The sequence below is a fragment of the Streptomyces sp. NPDC032126 genome (genome assembly GCF_055580085.1).
On the sequence record NZ_JBVIMA010000011.1, the window covers coordinates 138,416 to 154,344 of the forward strand.

The 15,929-nt window shown below is 69.9% G+C and carries 18 protein-coding genes, 1 tRNA gene and 1 riboswitch; of the genes, 8 read left to right on the top strand and 11 right to left on the bottom strand.

The genetic code is table 11. The features are described from left to right. The first annotated feature begins 13 nt into the window (after positions 1-13). Positions 14-1,360: an SGNH/GDSL hydrolase family protein gene (locus tag ACZ5NW_RS33245; RefSeq protein ID WP_468747726.1), complete on the top strand. Its 1,347-nt coding sequence runs from the start codon at positions 14-16 to the stop codon at positions 1,358-1,360. A 24-nt stretch (positions 1,361-1,384) separates the two neighbouring features. Here the strand turns inward: ACZ5NW_RS33245 and ACZ5NW_RS33250 are convergent, their stop codons facing one another. Genes ACZ5NW_RS33250 through ACZ5NW_RS33265 form a run of 4 tightly spaced genes read right to left on the bottom strand, consistent with a single transcriptional unit; the run spans position 1,385 to position 4,680 of the window. After that, positions 1,385-2,026: a DUF1707 SHOCT-like domain-containing protein gene (locus tag ACZ5NW_RS33250; RefSeq protein WP_468747727.1), complete on the bottom strand. Its 642-nt coding sequence runs from the start codon at positions 2,024-2,026 to the stop codon at positions 1,385-1,387. Between the two features lie 17 nt (positions 2,027-2,043). Beyond that, complete coding sequence (locus ACZ5NW_RS33255; protein WP_468747842.1) at positions 2,044-3,054, bottom strand: ABC transporter ATP-binding protein; 1,011 nt, start codon at positions 3,052-3,054, stop codon at positions 2,044-2,046. 11 nt (positions 3,055-3,065) lie between these two features. Further along, complete coding sequence (locus ACZ5NW_RS33260; RefSeq protein ID WP_468747728.1) at positions 3,066-3,887, bottom strand: ABC transporter permease; 822 nt, start codon at positions 3,885-3,887, stop codon at positions 3,066-3,068. After that, entirely contained in the window at positions 3,880-4,680 is an 801-nt protein-coding gene (locus tag ACZ5NW_RS33265) for an ABC transporter permease (protein WP_468747729.1), read from the bottom strand. The genes ACZ5NW_RS33260 and ACZ5NW_RS33265 overlap by 8 nt, the downstream gene beginning before the upstream one ends. Before the next feature lie 214 nt (positions 4,681-4,894). Here ACZ5NW_RS33265 and ACZ5NW_RS33270 point away from each other — a divergent pair, with 214 nt between their 5' ends. Further along, positions 4,895-7,291 (top strand): transglycosylase domain-containing protein, encoded by a 2,397-nt coding sequence (locus ACZ5NW_RS33270; protein WP_468747730.1) that lies wholly within the window; start codon positions 4,895-4,897, stop codon positions 7,289-7,291. A gap of 29 nt (positions 7,292-7,320) precedes the next feature. On the opposite strand, the gene ACZ5NW_RS33275 is transcribed toward ACZ5NW_RS33270, so the two are convergent. From ACZ5NW_RS33275 to ACZ5NW_RS33285, 3 genes are all read right to left on the bottom strand, one after another. Then, entirely contained in the window at positions 7,321-7,641 is a 321-nt protein-coding gene (locus ACZ5NW_RS33275; protein WP_468747731.1) for a DMT family transporter, read from the bottom strand. Positions 7,642-7,677: 36 nt separating this feature from the next. Continuing rightward, a riboswitch (guanidine-III (ykkC-III) riboswitch) is annotated at positions 7,678-7,744 on the bottom strand. Positions 7,745-7,795: 51 nt separating this feature from the next. Further along, positions 7,796-8,098, bottom strand: coding sequence for a GroES family chaperonin (locus tag ACZ5NW_RS33280; RefSeq protein ID WP_236052880.1), 303 nt, complete (start codon positions 8,096-8,098; stop codon positions 7,796-7,798). Positions 8,099-8,199: 101 nt separating this feature from the next. Continuing rightward, positions 8,200-8,529, bottom strand: coding sequence for a DUF3618 domain-containing protein (locus ACZ5NW_RS33285; RefSeq protein WP_468747732.1), 330 nt, complete (start codon positions 8,527-8,529; stop codon positions 8,200-8,202). A gap of 93 nt (positions 8,530-8,622) precedes the next feature. Here ACZ5NW_RS33285 and bcp point away from each other — a divergent pair, with 93 nt between their 5' ends. The 4 genes from bcp to ACZ5NW_RS33305 all read left to right on the top strand — a co-directional run bounded on the left by bcp (position 8,623) and on the right by ACZ5NW_RS33305 (position 10,736). Next, positions 8,623-9,090, top strand: coding sequence for a thioredoxin-dependent thiol peroxidase (gene bcp, locus ACZ5NW_RS33290; RefSeq protein ID WP_468747733.1), 468 nt, complete (start codon positions 8,623-8,625; stop codon positions 9,088-9,090). A 92-nt stretch (positions 9,091-9,182) separates the two neighbouring features. Then, positions 9,183-9,803 carry an HNH endonuclease gene (locus tag ACZ5NW_RS33295; protein ID WP_468747734.1) on the top strand — a complete coding sequence of 207 codons (621 nt, stop codon included), beginning with the start codon at positions 9,183-9,185 and terminating at the stop codon, positions 9,801-9,803. Continuing rightward, entirely contained in the window at positions 9,800-10,648 is an 849-nt protein-coding gene (locus tag ACZ5NW_RS33300; protein WP_468747735.1) for an HNH endonuclease, read from the top strand. The genes ACZ5NW_RS33295 and ACZ5NW_RS33300 overlap by 4 nt, the downstream gene beginning before the upstream one ends. 12 nt (positions 10,649-10,660) lie before the next feature. Further along, positions 10,661-10,736 (top strand) — tRNA-Leu (locus ACZ5NW_RS33305). Between the two features lie 59 nt (positions 10,737-10,795). Here ACZ5NW_RS33305 and rdgB read toward each other — a convergent pair. The 4 genes from rdgB to ACZ5NW_RS33325 all read right to left on the bottom strand — a co-directional run bounded on the left by rdgB (position 10,796) and on the right by ACZ5NW_RS33325 (position 13,020). Further along, positions 10,796-11,398 carry an RdgB/HAM1 family non-canonical purine NTP pyrophosphatase gene (gene rdgB, locus ACZ5NW_RS33310; protein WP_468747736.1) on the bottom strand — a complete coding sequence of 201 codons (603 nt, stop codon included), beginning with the start codon at positions 11,396-11,398 and terminating at the stop codon, positions 10,796-10,798. 43 nt (positions 11,399-11,441) lie between these two features. Beyond that, complete coding sequence (locus ACZ5NW_RS33315) at positions 11,442-11,849, bottom strand: hypothetical protein (protein ID WP_468747737.1); 408 nt, start codon at positions 11,847-11,849, stop codon at positions 11,442-11,444. Positions 11,850-11,961: 112 nt separating this feature from the next. Beyond that, positions 11,962-12,699, bottom strand: coding sequence for a ribonuclease PH (gene rph / locus ACZ5NW_RS33320; protein ID WP_468747738.1), 738 nt, complete (start codon positions 12,697-12,699; stop codon positions 11,962-11,964). Between the two features lie 87 nt (positions 12,700-12,786). Continuing rightward, on the bottom strand, positions 12,787-13,020 hold the full coding sequence (locus ACZ5NW_RS33325) for a PTS sugar transporter subunit IIB (protein WP_468747739.1): 234 nt from the start codon (positions 13,018-13,020) through the stop codon (positions 12,787-12,789). 156 nt (positions 13,021-13,176) lie between these two features. Between ACZ5NW_RS33325 and ACZ5NW_RS33330 the strand changes: the two genes are divergently transcribed. Next, positions 13,177-14,475, top strand: a complete 1,299-nt coding sequence (locus ACZ5NW_RS33330) for a PTS transporter subunit EIIC (RefSeq protein ID WP_468747740.1) — start codon at positions 13,177-13,179, stop codon at positions 14,473-14,475. Positions 14,476-14,665: 190 nt separating this feature from the next. Continuing rightward, a complete protein-coding gene (locus tag ACZ5NW_RS33335; RefSeq protein WP_468747741.1) occupies positions 14,666-15,913 on the top strand; it encodes a PTS transporter subunit EIIC in 1,248 nt (415 codons plus the stop codon). Positions 15,914-15,929: the final 16 nt, after the last annotated feature.

Consider the following 15,929-nt stretch of genomic DNA (forward strand, 5'->3'; position numbering starts at 1 on the left):
AGAACGGGGGCGCATGGCCGGACACCGTGGGAGTGCGACCCTGAGCGCGATCGTCGCGCTGATCGTCGGACTGTCCGCCCTCATCTACGTCTCCGTCTCCGCCGGCGACGGTCACCCGGCCGACACCGGCAAGAACGGCCGTACGCGCGCGGGCACCGGCCCGCTCGACCCGGCCGCGCCCGCGTCCTCCGGCATGTGGGTGGGCACCTGGGCGGCCTCCCCGGTCGGCGGGGAGCCCCGCACCGAGGCCGACGGCATGGCGGGGCGGTCCGTGCGCAACGTCGTGCACACCAGCGTCGGCGGTACGAGTGCCCGGATCACCCTGTCCAACCTCTTCGGCACGGCACCCCTCACCGTCACGCACGCGACGATCGCCCTCGCGGCCGCGCAGGACGGCCCGGCGGCGGCCCCCGGCACGATGCGGCGGCTCACCTTCGGCGGGGACCCGCGCGCGGTCGTGCCGGCCGGTAAGGAGGCCGTCAGCGACGCCGTGCGGCTCGCCGTGCCGTCCGCCGCGGACGTGCTGGTCACCACGTACTCCCCCACGTCCTCCGGCCCGGTCACCTACCACCCGCACGCCCGCCAGACGAACTACGTCGCCGACGGCGAGCGGACGGCGGACGTCTCCGGGGCGGCGTTCACCGGGCACAGCGACCGCTGGCGCTATCTGACGGCCGTCGACGTGTTCGGACAGGAGGCCGACGGCACGGTCGTGGCGCTCGGGGACTCGCTCACCGACGGGACCACCTCCACCCCGGACACGAATCGCCGCTGGCCCGACGTGCTGTCCGGCCGGCTGCGGGACGCGGCGCGGGCCGGGGCAGACGTGCCGCGGTACGGCGTCGTCAACGAGGGGATCAGCGCGAACCGGGTGCTCGCCGACGGGGTGGACGTACCGCTGGACAACCCGAGCGCGCCGCACCGCTTCGACCGCGATGTGCTCGGGCGCCCGAACGTCCGGGTGCTCGTCGTCGACCTCGGGATCAACGACATCCTGCGCGCCCCCGGGCAGGCCGACCCCGAGGCGATCCTCGCGGGCCTGCGCACGCTGGTGGACCGGGCCCACGCGCGGGGCATCGAGGTCGTCGGGGCGACGCTGATGCCGTTCCGGGGACACCGGGGGTACAGCGGCCCGCGCGAGGCGGTACGGCAGCGGATCAACGAGGAGATCCGGGAGGGCGGGGTGTACGACGTCGTGGCCGACTTCGACAGGGCGCTGCGGGACCCGTACGACCCGAGACGCTTCCGCGCGGACTACGACTCGGGGGACCATCTGCATCCGAGCGACAAGGGGTACCGCCGGATGGCGAAGGAACTGGACCTGGCCGAGCTGAAGGGCTCGGTACCGGCGACCTTGTGAGCCCCTTCCTGAGCTTCCGCCCGCCTACTCGCCGCCCTTGATCTGCTTCCGTTTCACCCGCTTGCGCTCCACCGCGACGCCGCCCCAGAAGGCGAACCCGGTCACCACCACCCGGGGCGCGCCCGCGTCCCCGCGCACCCCCGACTCCCGCTGGTCGAAGCCGCCCATGATGCCGATGCCCCGGACGGAGACCTCCACCCCCGGCGGCACCACGATCTGCATCCCGCCCATGATCGCCACGCAGTTGATCACGACCTCGCCCGCCGTGAAGTCCGCCTCGCGCAGATCGATCTCGCCGCCGCCCCAGAACGTGAAGCAGTTGAAGCGGCGCGGCACGACCCAGCGGCCCCTGCGCTGGAAGCCGGACATCACGGCGACCGCCCAGGTGGACGTGGGCTCGCCGTCCACGATCCGTCCGGCCCAACTCCCGTCCTCCGCGGCTTCCTTGTTCAGCGACAGCACGGGCGGCGGGGTGACCGCGGCGACCGGCAGATCCCGGGTGATCGGCGCCAACTCCCCGTAGGTACGCGCCTGGTACGTCGCCTCCAGCCGCTCCTCGAACTCCGCCATGTCCAGGCGCCCCTCGGCGAGGGCGTCCCGCAGGGCCTCGGCCACTCGTTCACGATCGGCGTCGGAAGCGCGCAGCTCCGGAACATTGTCGGTCATACACAGCAGCGTACGAGCTAAGAGACCGCTTCCCCAGCCCGGTCGGGCGGGGAAGTGGGGGTTTCCCCCAGGGAATTCAGCATCCTGGCGATGACCGTCTCGATGTCCGGCTCCCGCACCGACAGGTCCACCAGCGGGTACTCCGCGGCGATCCGCGCGACCAGCGGTGCCGCCGACGCGGACGCCGGGAAGGCCAGCCACTGACGGGGTCCCTCCACCCGTACGACCCGTGCGCCCGGGCCCGCGTCGATCGGCGGCACCTCGCGCTCCAGGTCCACCACGAGGGTCCGCTCGCTCTCGCCCGCCTCGTGCAGGCCGGTCAGCGCGCCGTCGTAGACGAGCCTGCCGTGGTCGATGACCATCACGCGGGAGCAGAGCTGCTCGATGTCCTGGAGGTCGTGCGTGGTGAGCAGGACCGTCGTGCCGCGTTCGGTGTTCAACTCCCGCAGGAACTCCCGCACCTTGGACTTCGACATGACGTCGAGGCCGATCGTCGGCTCGTCCAGGTACAGCACCTCGGGGTCGTGCAGCAGGGCCGCCGCGATGTCGCCGCGCATCCGCTGGCCCAGCGACAGCTGCCGCACGGGGACGTCCAACAGGTCGGACAGGCCGAGGAGTTCGACGAGCCGGTCCAGGTTCTCGCGGTAACGGGCGTCCGGGATGCGGTACATGCGGTGCATCAGACGGTAGGAGTCGACGAGCGGGAGGTCCCACCACAGCGTCGTGCGCTGGCCGAACACCACGCCGATGCGGTGGGCGAGGCGCGTCCGCTCCCTCGACGGGTCGATGCCCGCCACCCGCAGCCGGCCGCCGCTCGGGTTCAGGATCCCCGTCAGCATCTTGATCGTCGTCGACTTCCCGGCGCCGTTCGGCCCGATGTACCCGACCATCTCACCGCGCGCCACGCGAAAGGACAGCGAGTCGACCGCCCGCACCTCGCGCCGCTCCCGCCGCATGAATCCGGTCTTCCTGCGCACGTCGAAGACCTTCTCCACACGGTCCACGTCGATGAACGCCTCACGGTCCACATCGTCCACTGCTAGCTCCCCGTGCTCCGATACGACCTCAGTCCCGCCCGCCACGCCGCCATGGCCGGTACCCAGCACACCGCGGCCACCAAGGGTGAGGCGAACGCCGTCCCGTCCGGCAGGCCGAGGGGCAGGGGGCGGTCCAGGGCGTAGCTCGCCGGGAGCCAGTTGACGAAGGACAGCGGCAGGACGAAGGTCACCCCGCGCACCAGGTCCCGGCCGAACACGCCCGGCGGATACTGCAGCAGCGTCGTCCCGCCGTAGGTGAACGCGTTCTGCACCTCGGCCGCGTCCAGCGCCACGAACTGGAAGGACGCGCCCGTCAGGAACAGCGCCCCGAAGATCGCCGCCCCGCTGATCAGCGTCACCGGCAGCAGCAGCACCGTCTGCGGGCTCCAGTGGACGCCGGCCGTGGCCAGCCCCCAGCCCAGCACCAGCGCGCCCTGGCTGATCCGGCCCAGGCGGCGCAGCGCGAAGCGGTCCGCGGCGACCTGGGCGAGCACCGGGGCGGGGCGCACCAGCAGGGTGTCGAAGGAGCCGTCGCGCATCCGGACGCCCAGCGTGTCCATCGAGCCGAGCAACAGGTCGGAGAGGCCGAACGCGGTCGCGGACATCCCGTAGAGGAAGGCGACCTCGGGCAGCGTCCAGCCGGCGAGCGAGTCGACCTGCGAGAACATCAGCAGGATCGCGACGAAGTCCAGCCCGGTCAGCAGCAGGTTGCCGACCACCGTGATCGCGAAGGAGACCCGGTAGGCCGTGGTGGAGCGCACCCACATCCCGGCGATCAGCCAGTAGGCCCGCAGCCCCTCGCCGAGCCTCGACGCCTCAGCCACCCTGCACCACCACCCGTCGCGTCGCCGCCGCCTGCACCGCCCGACCCGCCGCCAGCAGCACCACCGCCCACGCCGCCTGGAACGCGTACGCGCCGAGCGGTCCGGTCTCCCCCATCAGCACGTCCGCCGGCATCTGCAGCTGGGCCGCCCACGGCAGCAGCCGGACGACGTCCCCGAGCCCGTCCGGGAAGGCGTTCAGCGGCAGGGTCATGCCCGAGCAGAAGATCCCGGTGACCATGAGGGCCTGGGTGACGCCGGTGCCGTCCATCAGCCAGAACATGCTCAGCGCCGCCAGATAGCGGATGCCGAAGCTGACGACCATCGCCAGCAGCAGCGCGACCAGGAAGGCCACCCAGGTCGCCGGATCGGTGGGCAGCGCCGTCGGGAACAGCAGTGCGCCGAACAGGAAGGGGAGCACGCCCCGGCCCAGCATCTGGAACAGCGCCCGGCCCAAGTCGCTCGCCAGCCACCACAGTTGAAGATCGACGGGACGGTACAGATCGATGGCGATCTCACCCGTACGGATGCGTCCCATCAGATCCTTCTCGGCGCCGCCGCCCTGGATCGCGAGCGTCGCGTACAGGCACTGCCCGAGCCACACATAGGTGACCGCCTGCGCCTGGTCGTAGCCTCCGAGGTGCGGCTTCTCGTCCCACAGGGCCAGATACGTGTACACGAGGATCACGCCGAAGACGGTGTTCGTGAACACTCCGGCGGCCGTGGCCGCCCGATACGTCGCGTACCGTCGGAATCCCCCCACGGCGACGGCCGCGTACAACCGCGCCGAACCCACGGCACCGCCCTCCCGCCCACCGACACCGGAAGCAAAGGACCCTAGTCCCCGCCGACTGTGACGTGCCACGCATTTTCCCGTGCGCGTCGTCGCGGAACGCGTGCCGATTCTCGGGAACGGATCGCGTGGTGCGAGAGTCTTCACCAGAGGGGGCGTAGCAAGGCGTACGAGGCGTACGGGAACGTACGACGCGAAACAGGAGTCCGTTCAGCACATGAGTGACGAGCCGCAGCAGCCGAACCAGGTCGTGGCACCGAGAGAGCCGCAGGCGGCGGAGGAGGCCGGGGTGGCCGGGGACGGCAAGAAGGCCAAGCGGCCCAAGCGCACCGGGTGGCGGCGGCTGATCCCGACCTGGCGTGTGGTGCTCGGCACGTTCGTCATCGGCGTGCTGCTCCTCGTCGGCCTGTTCTTCATCGGCTACTCGATGGTCAAGATCCCCCCGGCCAACGCGCTCGCCACCAAGCAGTCCAACGTGTACGTGTACGCGGACGGCACCGAGATCGCTCGCGACGGCCAGGTCAACCGGGAGAACGTCACCCTCGCGCAGGTCTCCAAGGAGGCGCAGCACGCCGTGCTCGCCGCCGAGGACCGCGACTTCTACACCGAGTCGGCCGTCGACCCCAAGGCGATGCTCCGGGCCGGCTGGAACACCGCGACCGGCAAGGGCAAGCAGTCCGGCTCGACGATCACCCAGCAGTACGTGAAGAACTACTACCTGGCACAGGAGCAGACCGTCACCCGCAAGGTGAAGGAGTTCTTCATCTCGATCAAGCTGGACCGCGAACAGAGCAAGGACAAGATCCTCGAGGGCTACCTCAACACCAGCTACTTCGGCCGCAACGCCTACGGCATCCAGGCCGCCGCCCAGGCGTACTACGGCGTCGACGCCACCCAACTGACCGCCGCCCAGGGCGCCTACCTCGCCGCGCTGCTCAACGCCCCCAGCGAGTACGACGTGATCGCGCACCCCGAGAACAAGGCGGCCGCGCTGGCCCGCTGGAACTACGTCCTCGACGGCATGGTCAAGAAGGGCTGGCTGGAGGAGTCGAAGCGCAAGGCGACGACGTTCCCGACGCCGCGCGAGGAGAGCGCCGCCGACACCGGCATGTCCGGGCAGCGCGGCTACATCGTCCGGGCCATCCGCGACGAACTCATCCAGAACAAGATCGTCAGCGAGGACGAGCTGGACTCGGGCGGCTACCGCATCACCACCACCCTGCAGAAGAAGAAGCAGGACGCCTTCGTCGACGCGGTGAACGACCGGCTGATGAAGAAGCTGGACAAGAAGAACAACAAGGTCGACACCTACGTCCGCGCGGGCGGTGCCGCCGTCGACCCGAAGACCGGCAAGGTCGTCGCCATGTACGGCGGCATCGACTACATCAAGCAGTACACGAACAACGCCACCCGCCGGGACTTCCAGGTCGGCTCCACCTTCAAGCCGTTCGTGTTCACCTCGGCCGTGCAGAACGGCTCCGAGACCCAGGACGGCCGCACGATCACCCCGAACACGGTCTACGACGGCACCAACAAGCGCCCCGTCCAGGGCTGGAGCAGCGGCTACGAACCGGCGAACGAGGACGACGCCTCCTACGGCGACATCACCGTGCGCACCGCCACCGACAAGTCCGTGAACTCGGTGTACGCGCAGATGGCCGTGGACGTCGGCCCCGAGAAGGTCAAGCAGACCGCGATCGGCCTCGGCCTGCCCGCCGGCACCCCCGACCTCCAGCCGTACCCGTCGATCGCGCTGGGCGTGGCCAACGCCAGCGTGCTGGACATGGCGGAGGCGTACGCGACGCTCGCCAACCACGGCAAGCACGGCACGTACACGATGATCGAGAAGATCACCAAGGACGGGCGGCCGGTGTCCCTGCCGGAGCGGAAGTCCACGCAGGTCGTCAGCCGTGAGGCGGCCGACACCACCACGTCCGTGCTGCAGAGCGTCGTCGAGCAGGGCACCGCGACGGCCGCGCAGGCGGCGGACCGCCCGGCGGCCGGCAAGACCGGCACCGCGGAGAAGGACACGGCGGCCTGGTTCGCCGGCTACACCCCCGACCTCGCGACGGTCGTCTCGGTCATGGGCCAGGACCCGGTGACCGCCGCCCACAAGCCGCTGTACGGCGCGCTGGGCCTCCAGCGGATCAACGGCGGCGGGGCGCCCACGGAGATCTGGGCGCAGTTCACCAAGGAGGCCCTGAAGGGCACGTCGGCCACCGAGTTCGACCTCGAACTCCAGGAGGGCGCCGACGTGATCGAGCAGCCGAGCAGCGAGCCCTCGCAGGACGGCACGACCGGCGACGAGGACGGCACCACCGGGGGCGACGAGCACGGCGCCACCACCGGCGCGCCGAGCACGGGCGCCACGCGGGGCGGCACCACCGGCGGAACGACCGGCGGCGCCACCGGCGGGACCACGACGGGCGGCACCACCGGGGGCACCACGACGGGCGGCACCACGACCGGCGGCACCACCGGGGACACCACCACCGGCGGGACGACCGGGGACACGACGGGCGGCGGGACGACGGGCGACACGTCCGGCGGCACCCCGGGCGGCGACACGGGCGCGGTGTTCCCGCAGATGACGGCCCGCCGCGAGGTGTCGTAGCCGCCGGGGTCCGGTCCCCGGCCGGGGGCTCAGTGCCCGCTGGTCGCCTTCAGGCCCACGACGGCGACCAGCAGCAGGCCCACGAAGAAGATCCGGGCGGCGGTGGCCGGCTCCCCCAGCACCGCCATGCCGAGCACGGCCGCACCGGCCGCCCCGATCCCGACCCACACGCCGTAGGCGGTGCCGATGGGCAGGGAGCGGGCGGCGTACGACAGCAGCAGCATGCTGGCGACGATGCCGGCGCCGGTGAGCAGACTGGGGACGAGCCGGGTGAAGCCGTCGGTGTACTTCATGCCGATGGACCAGCCGACTTCGAGGAGACCGGCGAGAACGAGCAGGACCCAGGCCATGGGGACGCACCTCCGGGAGAACGCTTGACCGCTATGGGTGCGTCGTCTTTGCGGAATCCCGGTACGGCGCGTCTCGTCGGGTGCCTGTCCAACGTAGCAAATCACGCACGAAGGGGCCGGTGACGATGGTCACCGGCCCCTTCGGAGCGTCGCACTACAGGTACAGGCCGGTGGAGTCCTCCGACCCCTCGAAACGGTCCGCGGCCACGGCGTGCAGGTCGCGCTCGCGCATCAGCACGTAGGCGACGCCCCGCACCTCCACCTCGGCGCGGTCCTCCGGGTCGTACAGCACCCGGTCGCCCGGCTCCACCGTCCGCACGTTCTGCCCGACCGCGACGACCTCGGCCCAGGCCAGCCGACGGCCCACGGCCGCGGTGGCCGGGATCAGGATCCCGCCGCCGGAACGCCGCTCGCCCTCGCCGGTCTCCTGCCGTACGAGGACCCGGTCGTGCAGCATCCGGATGGGCAGCTTGTCGTGCTGGGGGTCGCTGTGCTCGTTTCTGTTGGCGCTCACGCTGTGAAACCTACCTGCCTTCGGGACGTCCGTACGCGCCCGGGTCAGTCCTTGCGGCGGCGGCCGCCGAGGACGAGCAGGCCGACGATCCCCACCGCCACCAGGGCGACGGGCACGATCCGCTCCAGGCGGGGCGCGCCCTCCTCGTCGGTGAAACTCGCCTTCACCTCGCTCACGACCCGGTTGGCCTGGACGTAGGCCCGGCCAAGGGTGTGATCGACGTTGGCGACGACCTTGGCCTTGGCGTCGCCGACGATGGTCTTGGGGTGCACCCGCACCCCGATCTCGTCGAGCGTCTCGGCCAGCGTGTCCCGGCGGCGCTTGATGTCCGCCTCGATCTGCGCCGGGGTTCTGGTGTCCGACGTGTCCGCCACCGTACGGCCTCCGTGGTCTGCTGAGGTTGTTCTGGACAGTCTGTCAGCTCCTGCCGCCGCCGCACTGTCAGGACCCCCGGTTACGCTCGATCCATGAGTGAACGACTCGAGCCCGGGGACGTGGCCCCCGACTTCACCCTTCCCGACGCCGACGGCACCGAGGTGTCGCTGGCGGAGCACAAGGGCCGCAAGGTCATCGTGTACTTCTACCCGGCGGCGCTGACGCCCGGCTGCACCAAGCAGGCGTGCGACTTCACGGACAACCTGGAGCTGCTGGCCGGCGCCGGGTACGACGTGATCGGCATCTCCCCGGACCAGCCGGAGAAGCTGGCGAAGTTCCGCGACAAGGAGAACCTGCGGATCACCCTGCTGGCCGACCCGGAGAAGACGGTCACCGAGGCGTACGGCGCGTACGGCGAGAAGAAGAACTACGGCAAGACCTACATGGGCGTCATCCGCTCCACGATCGTGGTGGACGAGGAGGGCAAGGTCGAGCGGGCGCTGTACAACGTCCGGGCGACGGGCCACGTGGCGAAGATCATCAAGGACTTGGGTATCTGACCCCTCCTCCACCGACAGGCCAGGCGTGACTGCCCACTCTTCGGATCGTTGATCCGTACGAGCTGGGAACGCTTGGCCGAATCGGAGGGGAAATGGGCGCCAGATACACCCGCGAGCTGCTTGAAGAGGCAGCCCGCGCGACCCGGCACATCGACGACGCGATCCGGTGGTGCGGGGGCCGTCCGACGCCCGGCACCCGCAGATACCTGCGCCGGAGGATGGCCGCGGCAGGCGTGGACATCACGCATCTGGCGACCAACCAGGTGCGCCACTCGGAAGAACGCCTGCGCGCCGCCGTCGCGGCCTCGTCCAGCATGCGGGACGTCGTACGGCACCTGGGCATCAGCCAGGTCGGCGGCAATCAGGCCCACATAGCCCGGCGGGTCACGGCGCTCGGCATCGACACGGCGCATTTCACGCCGGCTCGGGGGCGCCCGAAGGGCTCGCGTGGCGACTGCCTCCATCTGGGCAGCGCCGACGACGGCAGGATCCCGGGGGCACGCCTGCGTCGCGCACTGCTGAGTATCGGGACGAGCGAGCGCTGCGCCATGTGCGAGACCGGTCCCGAATGGAACGGCAGGCCGCTGGTCCTGGAGGTCGACCATGTCAACGGGGACTGGTGGGACAATCGACCGGAGAACCTCCGCCTGCTGTGCCCCAACTGTCATGCCGTGACGGACACTTACCGAGGCCGCAAGCGGAGGCGGTCATGAGCCGGGCCCGATTTCCCCGGGAGACCCTGGCGGCCACTGCCGCCGTCTCCAGGAGCCTGGTCGACCTGCTACGACGCCTCGACGCGCCGCTGGGCAGCCAGACGCTGCGGTATGTGCGCGCGCGGATCGAGCACTACGGGATTGACATCTCGCACTTCGTCCCCGAACCCCTCCCGCCACGGGAGAGGGGCAGATACACCCGTGACGCTCTCACGGAGGCAGCAGCCCGCTCGACAAGCATCCGAGAGATGCTCGACCACCTGGGTGTTCCGCCGAGCGACAGTCTGTACGGCCATATCCGGAAGAAGCTCGACCGGTGGGAGATCGACACCTCTCACTTCACCGCGGGACGAGGTCACAGCCGATGGTCCGTCCCAGTGGCCCGCCTCACGGAGGCGGTGGCCCTCTCCACCGGTCTTGCCGGAGTCCTGAGCACGCTCGGCCTGCCGGACAACGGCACCACCCGGCAACGGGTGAAGCGCAGTCTGCGGGAACATCGCATCCCCACGGACCATTTCACCGGCCAGGGGCACCGCCGGGGGCTCCCCTCGCCGCAGCGGAGGTCCGCGGAGGAGATCCTTCGGCGACAACCACCGGGATCCCCACGGACGAAGACCGTCCTCCTCCGGCGCGCTCTCGACGACCTCGCTGTGCCTCATGTCTGCGGGGAGTGCGGTCTTGGCGACACCTGGCAGGGCAAACGCCTGGTGCTGGAGATCGACCACATCAACGGCGACCGGTTGGACGACCGGCGGGAGAACCTGCGCTATCTGTGCCCGTCCTGCCACAGCCAGACGGCGAGCCACTCCCGACCAGGTCACACGAGGGCCCCGCGCGACCAGTAAAGTAGCGGCGTTGGGCCCGTACCCCAGCTGGCCTAGAGGGCGCCGGTTTAGGTCCGGTGTGTCGTGGGTTCGAGTCCCACCGGGCCCACAGCAAGCAACGCCCGGCATCTTCGCAGCGATCGAAGGTGCCGGGCGTTTTTGCGAGCGTCAGCCCAGCAACTCCCGTACCACCGGTACCAGCGCCCGGAACGCCTGGCCGCGGTGGCTGATGGTGTTCTTCTCCTGGGGGGTCAGCTCCGCGCAGGTCCGGGTTTCGCCCTCCGGCTGGAGGATGGGGTCGTAGCCGAAGCCGTTCGTGCCGGTGGGGGTGTGGCGGAGGGTGCCGAGGAGGCGGCCTTCGACGACCCGCTCGCGGCCGTCCGGGAGGGCGAGGGCCGCCGCGCAGGCGAAGTGGGCGCCGCGATGGGGATCGTCGATGTCGGCGAGCTGGGCCAGCAGGAGCTCCAGGTTGGCCCGGTCGTCGCCGTGGCGGCCGGACCAGCGGGCGGAGAAGATGCCGGGGGCGCCGTTGAGGACGTCGACGCACAGGCCCGAGTCGTCGGCCACCGCGGGCAGGCCCGTCGCCCGGGCCAGTGCGTGGGCCTTCAGCAGGGCGTTCTCGGCGAAGGTGACGCCGGTTTCCTTGACGTCGGGGACGTCGGGGTAGGCGTCCGCGCCGACGAGGTCGTGGTGCAGTCCTGCGTCGGCGAGGATCGCCCTGAGCTCGGTGATCTTTCCGGCGTTGCGGGTGGCGAGGATCAAGCGGGTCATGGGGTCCAGTATTCCGGCCCCGCCGGCGACGCCGGACACGCCGTTAGGGCGTGCAGACCTTCGTCAGTTCGCCCGCCGCGTCCGTGACCGGGCTGAGGTCGGGGGTGTTGTCGCCGTTCTTCACGGCGGTACGGACGTTGCCGACGGCCTTGGAGAGGTCGTTCACGGCCTTGGTGACGTCGGCGTTGTCGGTCTTGTCGCCGATCTCGCCGAGGTTCTGGTCGATGGAGTCGAGGGACTGCTCGAGCTGGGTGGGGTCGTTGGAGGCGTTCTCCACGGCCTGCTGGAGATCGGTGACGCTGTCGGCGATGGCGTCGGCGGTCTGTACGCAGTCCAGCGCCTTGTCGACGGCGTCGCACCCGGTGGCCGTGAGGCCCACCGTCAAGGCGACGGCCGCCGTGGCGGCGGCGATGGCGGTACGGCGACTTCGGCGTCGTCGGCTCGCGGCCATGGTGCTGTGTCCTCCCCTGTAGCGGACCCTCACGGGCCCCTTCGTGTACTGCGCAAGACGCGGCGGCGGGCGGCGGGGTTGACCGCACCCGCCGCCCTCCTTGGCATGTCCTTTACTTTTCGAGGACGGTATCAAGGGCCGTGCGCTGGATGACAGCCAATTCCGTGCAGCCCGAAACCGCCAGGTCCAGCAGGGAGTTGAGCTCGTCGCGGGCGAAAGGCTCGGCCTCGGCGGTGCCCTGGACCTCGACGAAGCGGCCGTCGCCGGTGCAGACGACGTTCATGTCGGTCTCGGCGCGCACGTCCTCCTCGTAGCAGAGGTCGAGGAGCGGGACGCCGCCGACGATGCCGACGGAGACCGCCGAGACGGTGCCGGTGAGCGGCTGGCGGCCGGCCTTGATGAGCTTCTTGCCCTGGGCCCAGGAGATCGCGTCGGCGAGCGCGACATACGCGCCGGTGATCGCCGCCGTGCGGGTGCCGCCGTCGGCCTGGAGGACGTCGCAGTCGAGGACGATGGTGTTCTCGCCGAGCGCCTTGTAGTCGATGACGGCGCGCAGGGAGCGGCCGATGAGGCGGGAGATCTCGTGGGTGCGGCCGCCGATCTTGCCCTTGACGGACTCCCGGTCGCCGCGGGTGTTGGTGGCGCGGGGCAGCATGGAGTACTCCGCGGTGACCCAGCCCTCGCCGCTGCCCTTGCGCCAGCGGGGGACGCCTTCGGTGACGGAGGCCGTGCAGAAGACCTTGGTGTCGCCGAAGGAGACGAGGACGGAGCCCTCTGCGTGCTTGCTCCAGCCGCGTTCGATGGTGACCGGGCGGAGCTGTTCGGGGGTGCGGCCGTCGATTCGAGACATGGCCACGAGCCTATCCGCAACGACGGAAGGGGCCCCTCCCCCGGTGGGAAGGAGCCCCGGCCGTCGAGCGTGCGCGGTGGGCGCGGCTCACATCATGTCTTCGATCTCCGCCGCGATCGGGTCGGCGTCCGTGCCGATGACGACCTGGACGGCCGTGCCCATCTTCACGACGCCGTGGGCGCCGGCGGCCTTCAGGGCGGCGTCGTCGACCTTGCTGGCGTCGACGACCTCGGTCCGCAGCCGGGTGATGCAGCCCTCGACCTCTTCGATGTTGTCGATGCCACCGAGCCCGGCGACGATCTTCTCAGCCTTGCTGGCCATGTTCCTTCTCCCTGATCAGACCCGATCCAACCGCTTTGTCGCAGTAACCCACAGTTGGCCCATCTTTGCGAGCGATCGTGCCGTCGCTGCCCAAGGATGGCAGCAACGAAATCGTCCGTAGCTGGTCTACACCACCTGACAGGCGGTCGACAAACCATGAGTGCCGAGAACGCCGGTCCCGCGGTCTCCCCCGCGCGCGCACGCTGGAACACTCTGTTCCAGGGCCTGCAGAAGATGGGCCGGAGTCTCCAGCTCCCGATCGCCGTGCTGCCGGCCGCGGGCATCCTCAACCGGCTCGGTCAGCCGGACGTGTTCGGCGCGGACGGCCTCGGCTGGGACAACGTCTCCAAGGTGATGGCGGGGGCGGGCGGCGCGCTGCTCGACGGGTCGCTCGGGCTGCCGATGCTGTTCTGCGTGGGTGTGGCGATCGGCATGGCGAAGAGGGCGGACGGTTCGACGGCGCTGGCGGCGGTGGCGGGCTTCCTCGTCTACTTCAATGTGCTGCGGCAGTTCCCGGAGGACTGCCCGGAGGGCTCGAAGGCGGTGCCGAACGTCGGCTGCCAGGTGACGGACGGGACGGTGACCGCGTTCGTCTTCCTGAATCCGGGGGTCTTCGGCGGCATCGTGATGGGCCTGCTCACCGCGTTCTTCTGGGCGCGCTATCACCGTACGAGGCTGGTGGACTGGCTGGGTTTCTTCAACGGGCGGCGGCTCGTCCCGATCATCATGGCGTTCGTGGCGATCGGCTTCGCCGCGCTGTGTCTGTGGGTGTGGCCGCCGATCGGTGACGGGCTGGAGAACTTCAGCGAGTGGCTGCGGGACGCGGGGTCGTGGGGTGCGGGGGTGTTCGGTGTGGCCAACCGGGCGCTGCTGGTGGTGGGGCTGCATCAGTTCCTGAACGTGCCCATCTGGTTCCAGTTCGGCACGTACACCGCGCCGGACGGCAAGGTGGCGCACGGCGACATCAACATGTTCCTCGCCGGGGATCCGGACGCGGGGCAGTTCACCTCGGGGTTCTTCCCGATCATGATGTTCGCGCTGCCGGCGGCGGCGCTGGCGATCGCGCACTGCGCGCGGCCGAGCCGGCGCAAGGAGGTGGGCGGGCTGATGCTGTCGGTGGCGCTGACGTCGTTCGTGACGGGCATCACCGAGCCGATCGAGTACTCGTTCCTGTTCATCGCGCCGGCGCTGTATGCGGTGCACGCGGTGCTGACGGGGGTGTCGATGGCGGTGACGTGGGGGCTGGGGGTGCACGACGGGTTCAGCTTCTCGGCCGGGCTCATCGACTACGTCATCAACTGGAACCTGGCGACGCGGCCGTGGGCGATCATCCCGATCGGCCTGGGCTTCGGCGCCGTGTACTACGCGGTCTTCCGCTTCGCGATCACGAGGTTCGATCTCAAGACGCCGGGGCGGGAGCCGGAGGAGGAGCACGAGGACGTGGCAAAAGCCTGACGTACCAGGCTTGTTGGGCCCCTGGACCGCCGGTCCGGGGGCCCTTTGGCGTGCCGGTGGCGGGGCCTTCGTCCGGCACTGCGCGTAGCGCTCCGGTTGCAGGTTTGACGGGTTCCTTATATCGGCCCATCGTGCTACAACAGGTCTACACCACTGAGTGGTGTAGACCACCACCCGATGGAGGAAGTCTATGAGCACCGCCACCGCATCGGCGGCCCCCACGAAGAAGTGGGGATCCGGCCTGTTCCAGGGCCTGCAGAAGGTCGGCCGCAGCCTCCAGCTGCCGATCGCCGTGTTGCCGGCAGCGGGCATTCTGCTGCGCTTCGGTCAGCAGGACATCCACGACAAGCTGAACCTGCCCGACAAGGTCACGGCGGTCTTCGCCACGGCCGGTGGCGCGATCTTCGACAACCTGCCGATGCTGTTCTGTATCGGTGTCGCGATCGGTTTCGCCAAGAAGTCGGACGGCTCCACCGCGCTCGCCGCCCTGGTCGGCTTCCTGGTCTACAGCAACGTCCTCAAGGCGTTCCCGGTCACCGAGGCGAAGGTCCAGGCCGGCGCCGACATAGCCGCGACCTACAACAACCCCGGTGTCCTCGGCGGCATCGTCATGGGTCTGCTGTCCGCCGTGCTCTGGCAGCGCTTCCACCGCACCAAGCTGGTGGACTGGCTCGGCTTCTTCAACGGCCGCCGTCTGGTGCCGATCATCATGGCCTTCGTGGGCACGCTCATGGGCGTCTTCTTCGGCCTGGTCTGGGAGCCCATCGGTGACGTCATCTCCGACTTCGGTGAGTGGATGACCGGTCTGGGCGCCTTCGGTGCCGCGCTGTTCGGCCTGATCAACCGCGCGCTGATCCCGGTCGGCATGCACCAGTTCGTGAACACCGTCTCCTGGTTCCAGCTGGGCGACTTCAAGAACGCGGCCGGCGAGGTGGTCCACGGTGACCTCAACCGCTTCTTCGCCGGTGACCCGACCGCCGGTCAGTTCATGTCCGGCTTCTTCCCCATCATGATGTTCGGCCTGCCGGCCGCCGCGCTCGCCATCGCGCACACCGCCCGCCCCGAGCGCCGCAAGGCCGTCCTCGGCATGATGGTCTCGCTCGCCCTGACCTCCTTCGTGACCGGTGTGACCGAGCCGATCGAGTTCTCGTTCATGTTCATCGCCCCGCTGCTCTACGCGATCCACGCGGTGCTCACGGCCCTGTCCATGGCGGTCACCTGGGCGCTCGGCGTCCACGCGGGCTTCACCTTCTCCGCGGGCTTCATCGACTACGCGCTGAACTGGAACCTGGCCACCAAGCCCTGGATGATCATCCCGATCGGGCTGGCGTTCGGAGCGATCTACTACTTCGTCTTCCGCTTCGCCATCACCAAGTTCAACCTCCCCACCCCGGGCCGCGAGCCCGAGGAGGAGATCGAGGACCTCACGAAGGCGTGAGTCCCCGTACGGCGTG

Excerpts from the sequence above, each read along its gene's own strand:
- ACZ5NW_RS33275 (WP_468747731.1), bottom strand. The coding sequence starts at position 7,641 with ATGGCCTGGGTCCTGCTCGTTCTCGCCGGTCTCCTCGAAGTCGGCTGG.
- ACZ5NW_RS33315 (WP_468747737.1), bottom strand. The coding sequence starts at position 11,849 with ATGGCCGCGAGCCGACGACGCCGAAGTCGCCGTACCGCCATCGCCGCC.
- ACZ5NW_RS33280 (WP_236052880.1), bottom strand. The coding sequence starts at position 8,098 with ATGCTGCACGACCGGGTCCTCGTACGGCAGGAGACCGGCGAGGGCGAG.
- rph (WP_468747738.1), bottom strand. The coding sequence starts at position 12,699 with ATGTCTCGAATCGACGGCCGCACCCCCGAACAGCTCCGCCCGGTCACC.
- bcp (WP_468747733.1), top strand. The coding sequence starts at position 8,623 with ATGAGTGAACGACTCGAGCCCGGGGACGTGGCCCCCGACTTCACCCTT.
- ACZ5NW_RS33295 (WP_468747734.1), top strand. The coding sequence starts at position 9,183 with ATGGGCGCCAGATACACCCGCGAGCTGCTTGAAGAGGCAGCCCGCGCG.
- ACZ5NW_RS33335 (WP_468747741.1), top strand. The coding sequence starts at position 14,666 with ATGAGCACCGCCACCGCATCGGCGGCCCCCACGAAGAAGTGGGGATCC.
- ACZ5NW_RS33245 (WP_468747726.1), top strand. The coding sequence starts at position 14 with ATGGCCGGACACCGTGGGAGTGCGACCCTGAGCGCGATCGTCGCGCTG.
- ACZ5NW_RS33330 (WP_468747740.1), top strand. The coding sequence starts at position 13,177 with ATGAGTGCCGAGAACGCCGGTCCCGCGGTCTCCCCCGCGCGCGCACGC.
- ACZ5NW_RS33325 (WP_468747739.1), bottom strand. The coding sequence starts at position 13,020 with ATGGCCAGCAAGGCTGAGAAGATCGTCGCCGGGCTCGGTGGCATCGAC.
- ACZ5NW_RS33270 (WP_468747730.1), top strand. The coding sequence starts at position 4,895 with ATGAGTGACGAGCCGCAGCAGCCGAACCAGGTCGTGGCACCGAGAGAG.
- rdgB (WP_468747736.1), bottom strand. The coding sequence starts at position 11,398 with ATGACCCGCTTGATCCTCGCCACCCGCAACGCCGGAAAGATCACCGAG.
- ACZ5NW_RS33300 (WP_468747735.1), top strand. The coding sequence starts at position 9,800 with ATGAGCCGGGCCCGATTTCCCCGGGAGACCCTGGCGGCCACTGCCGCC.
- ACZ5NW_RS33250 (WP_468747727.1), bottom strand. The coding sequence starts at position 2,026 with ATGACCGACAATGTTCCGGAGCTGCGCGCTTCCGACGCCGATCGTGAA.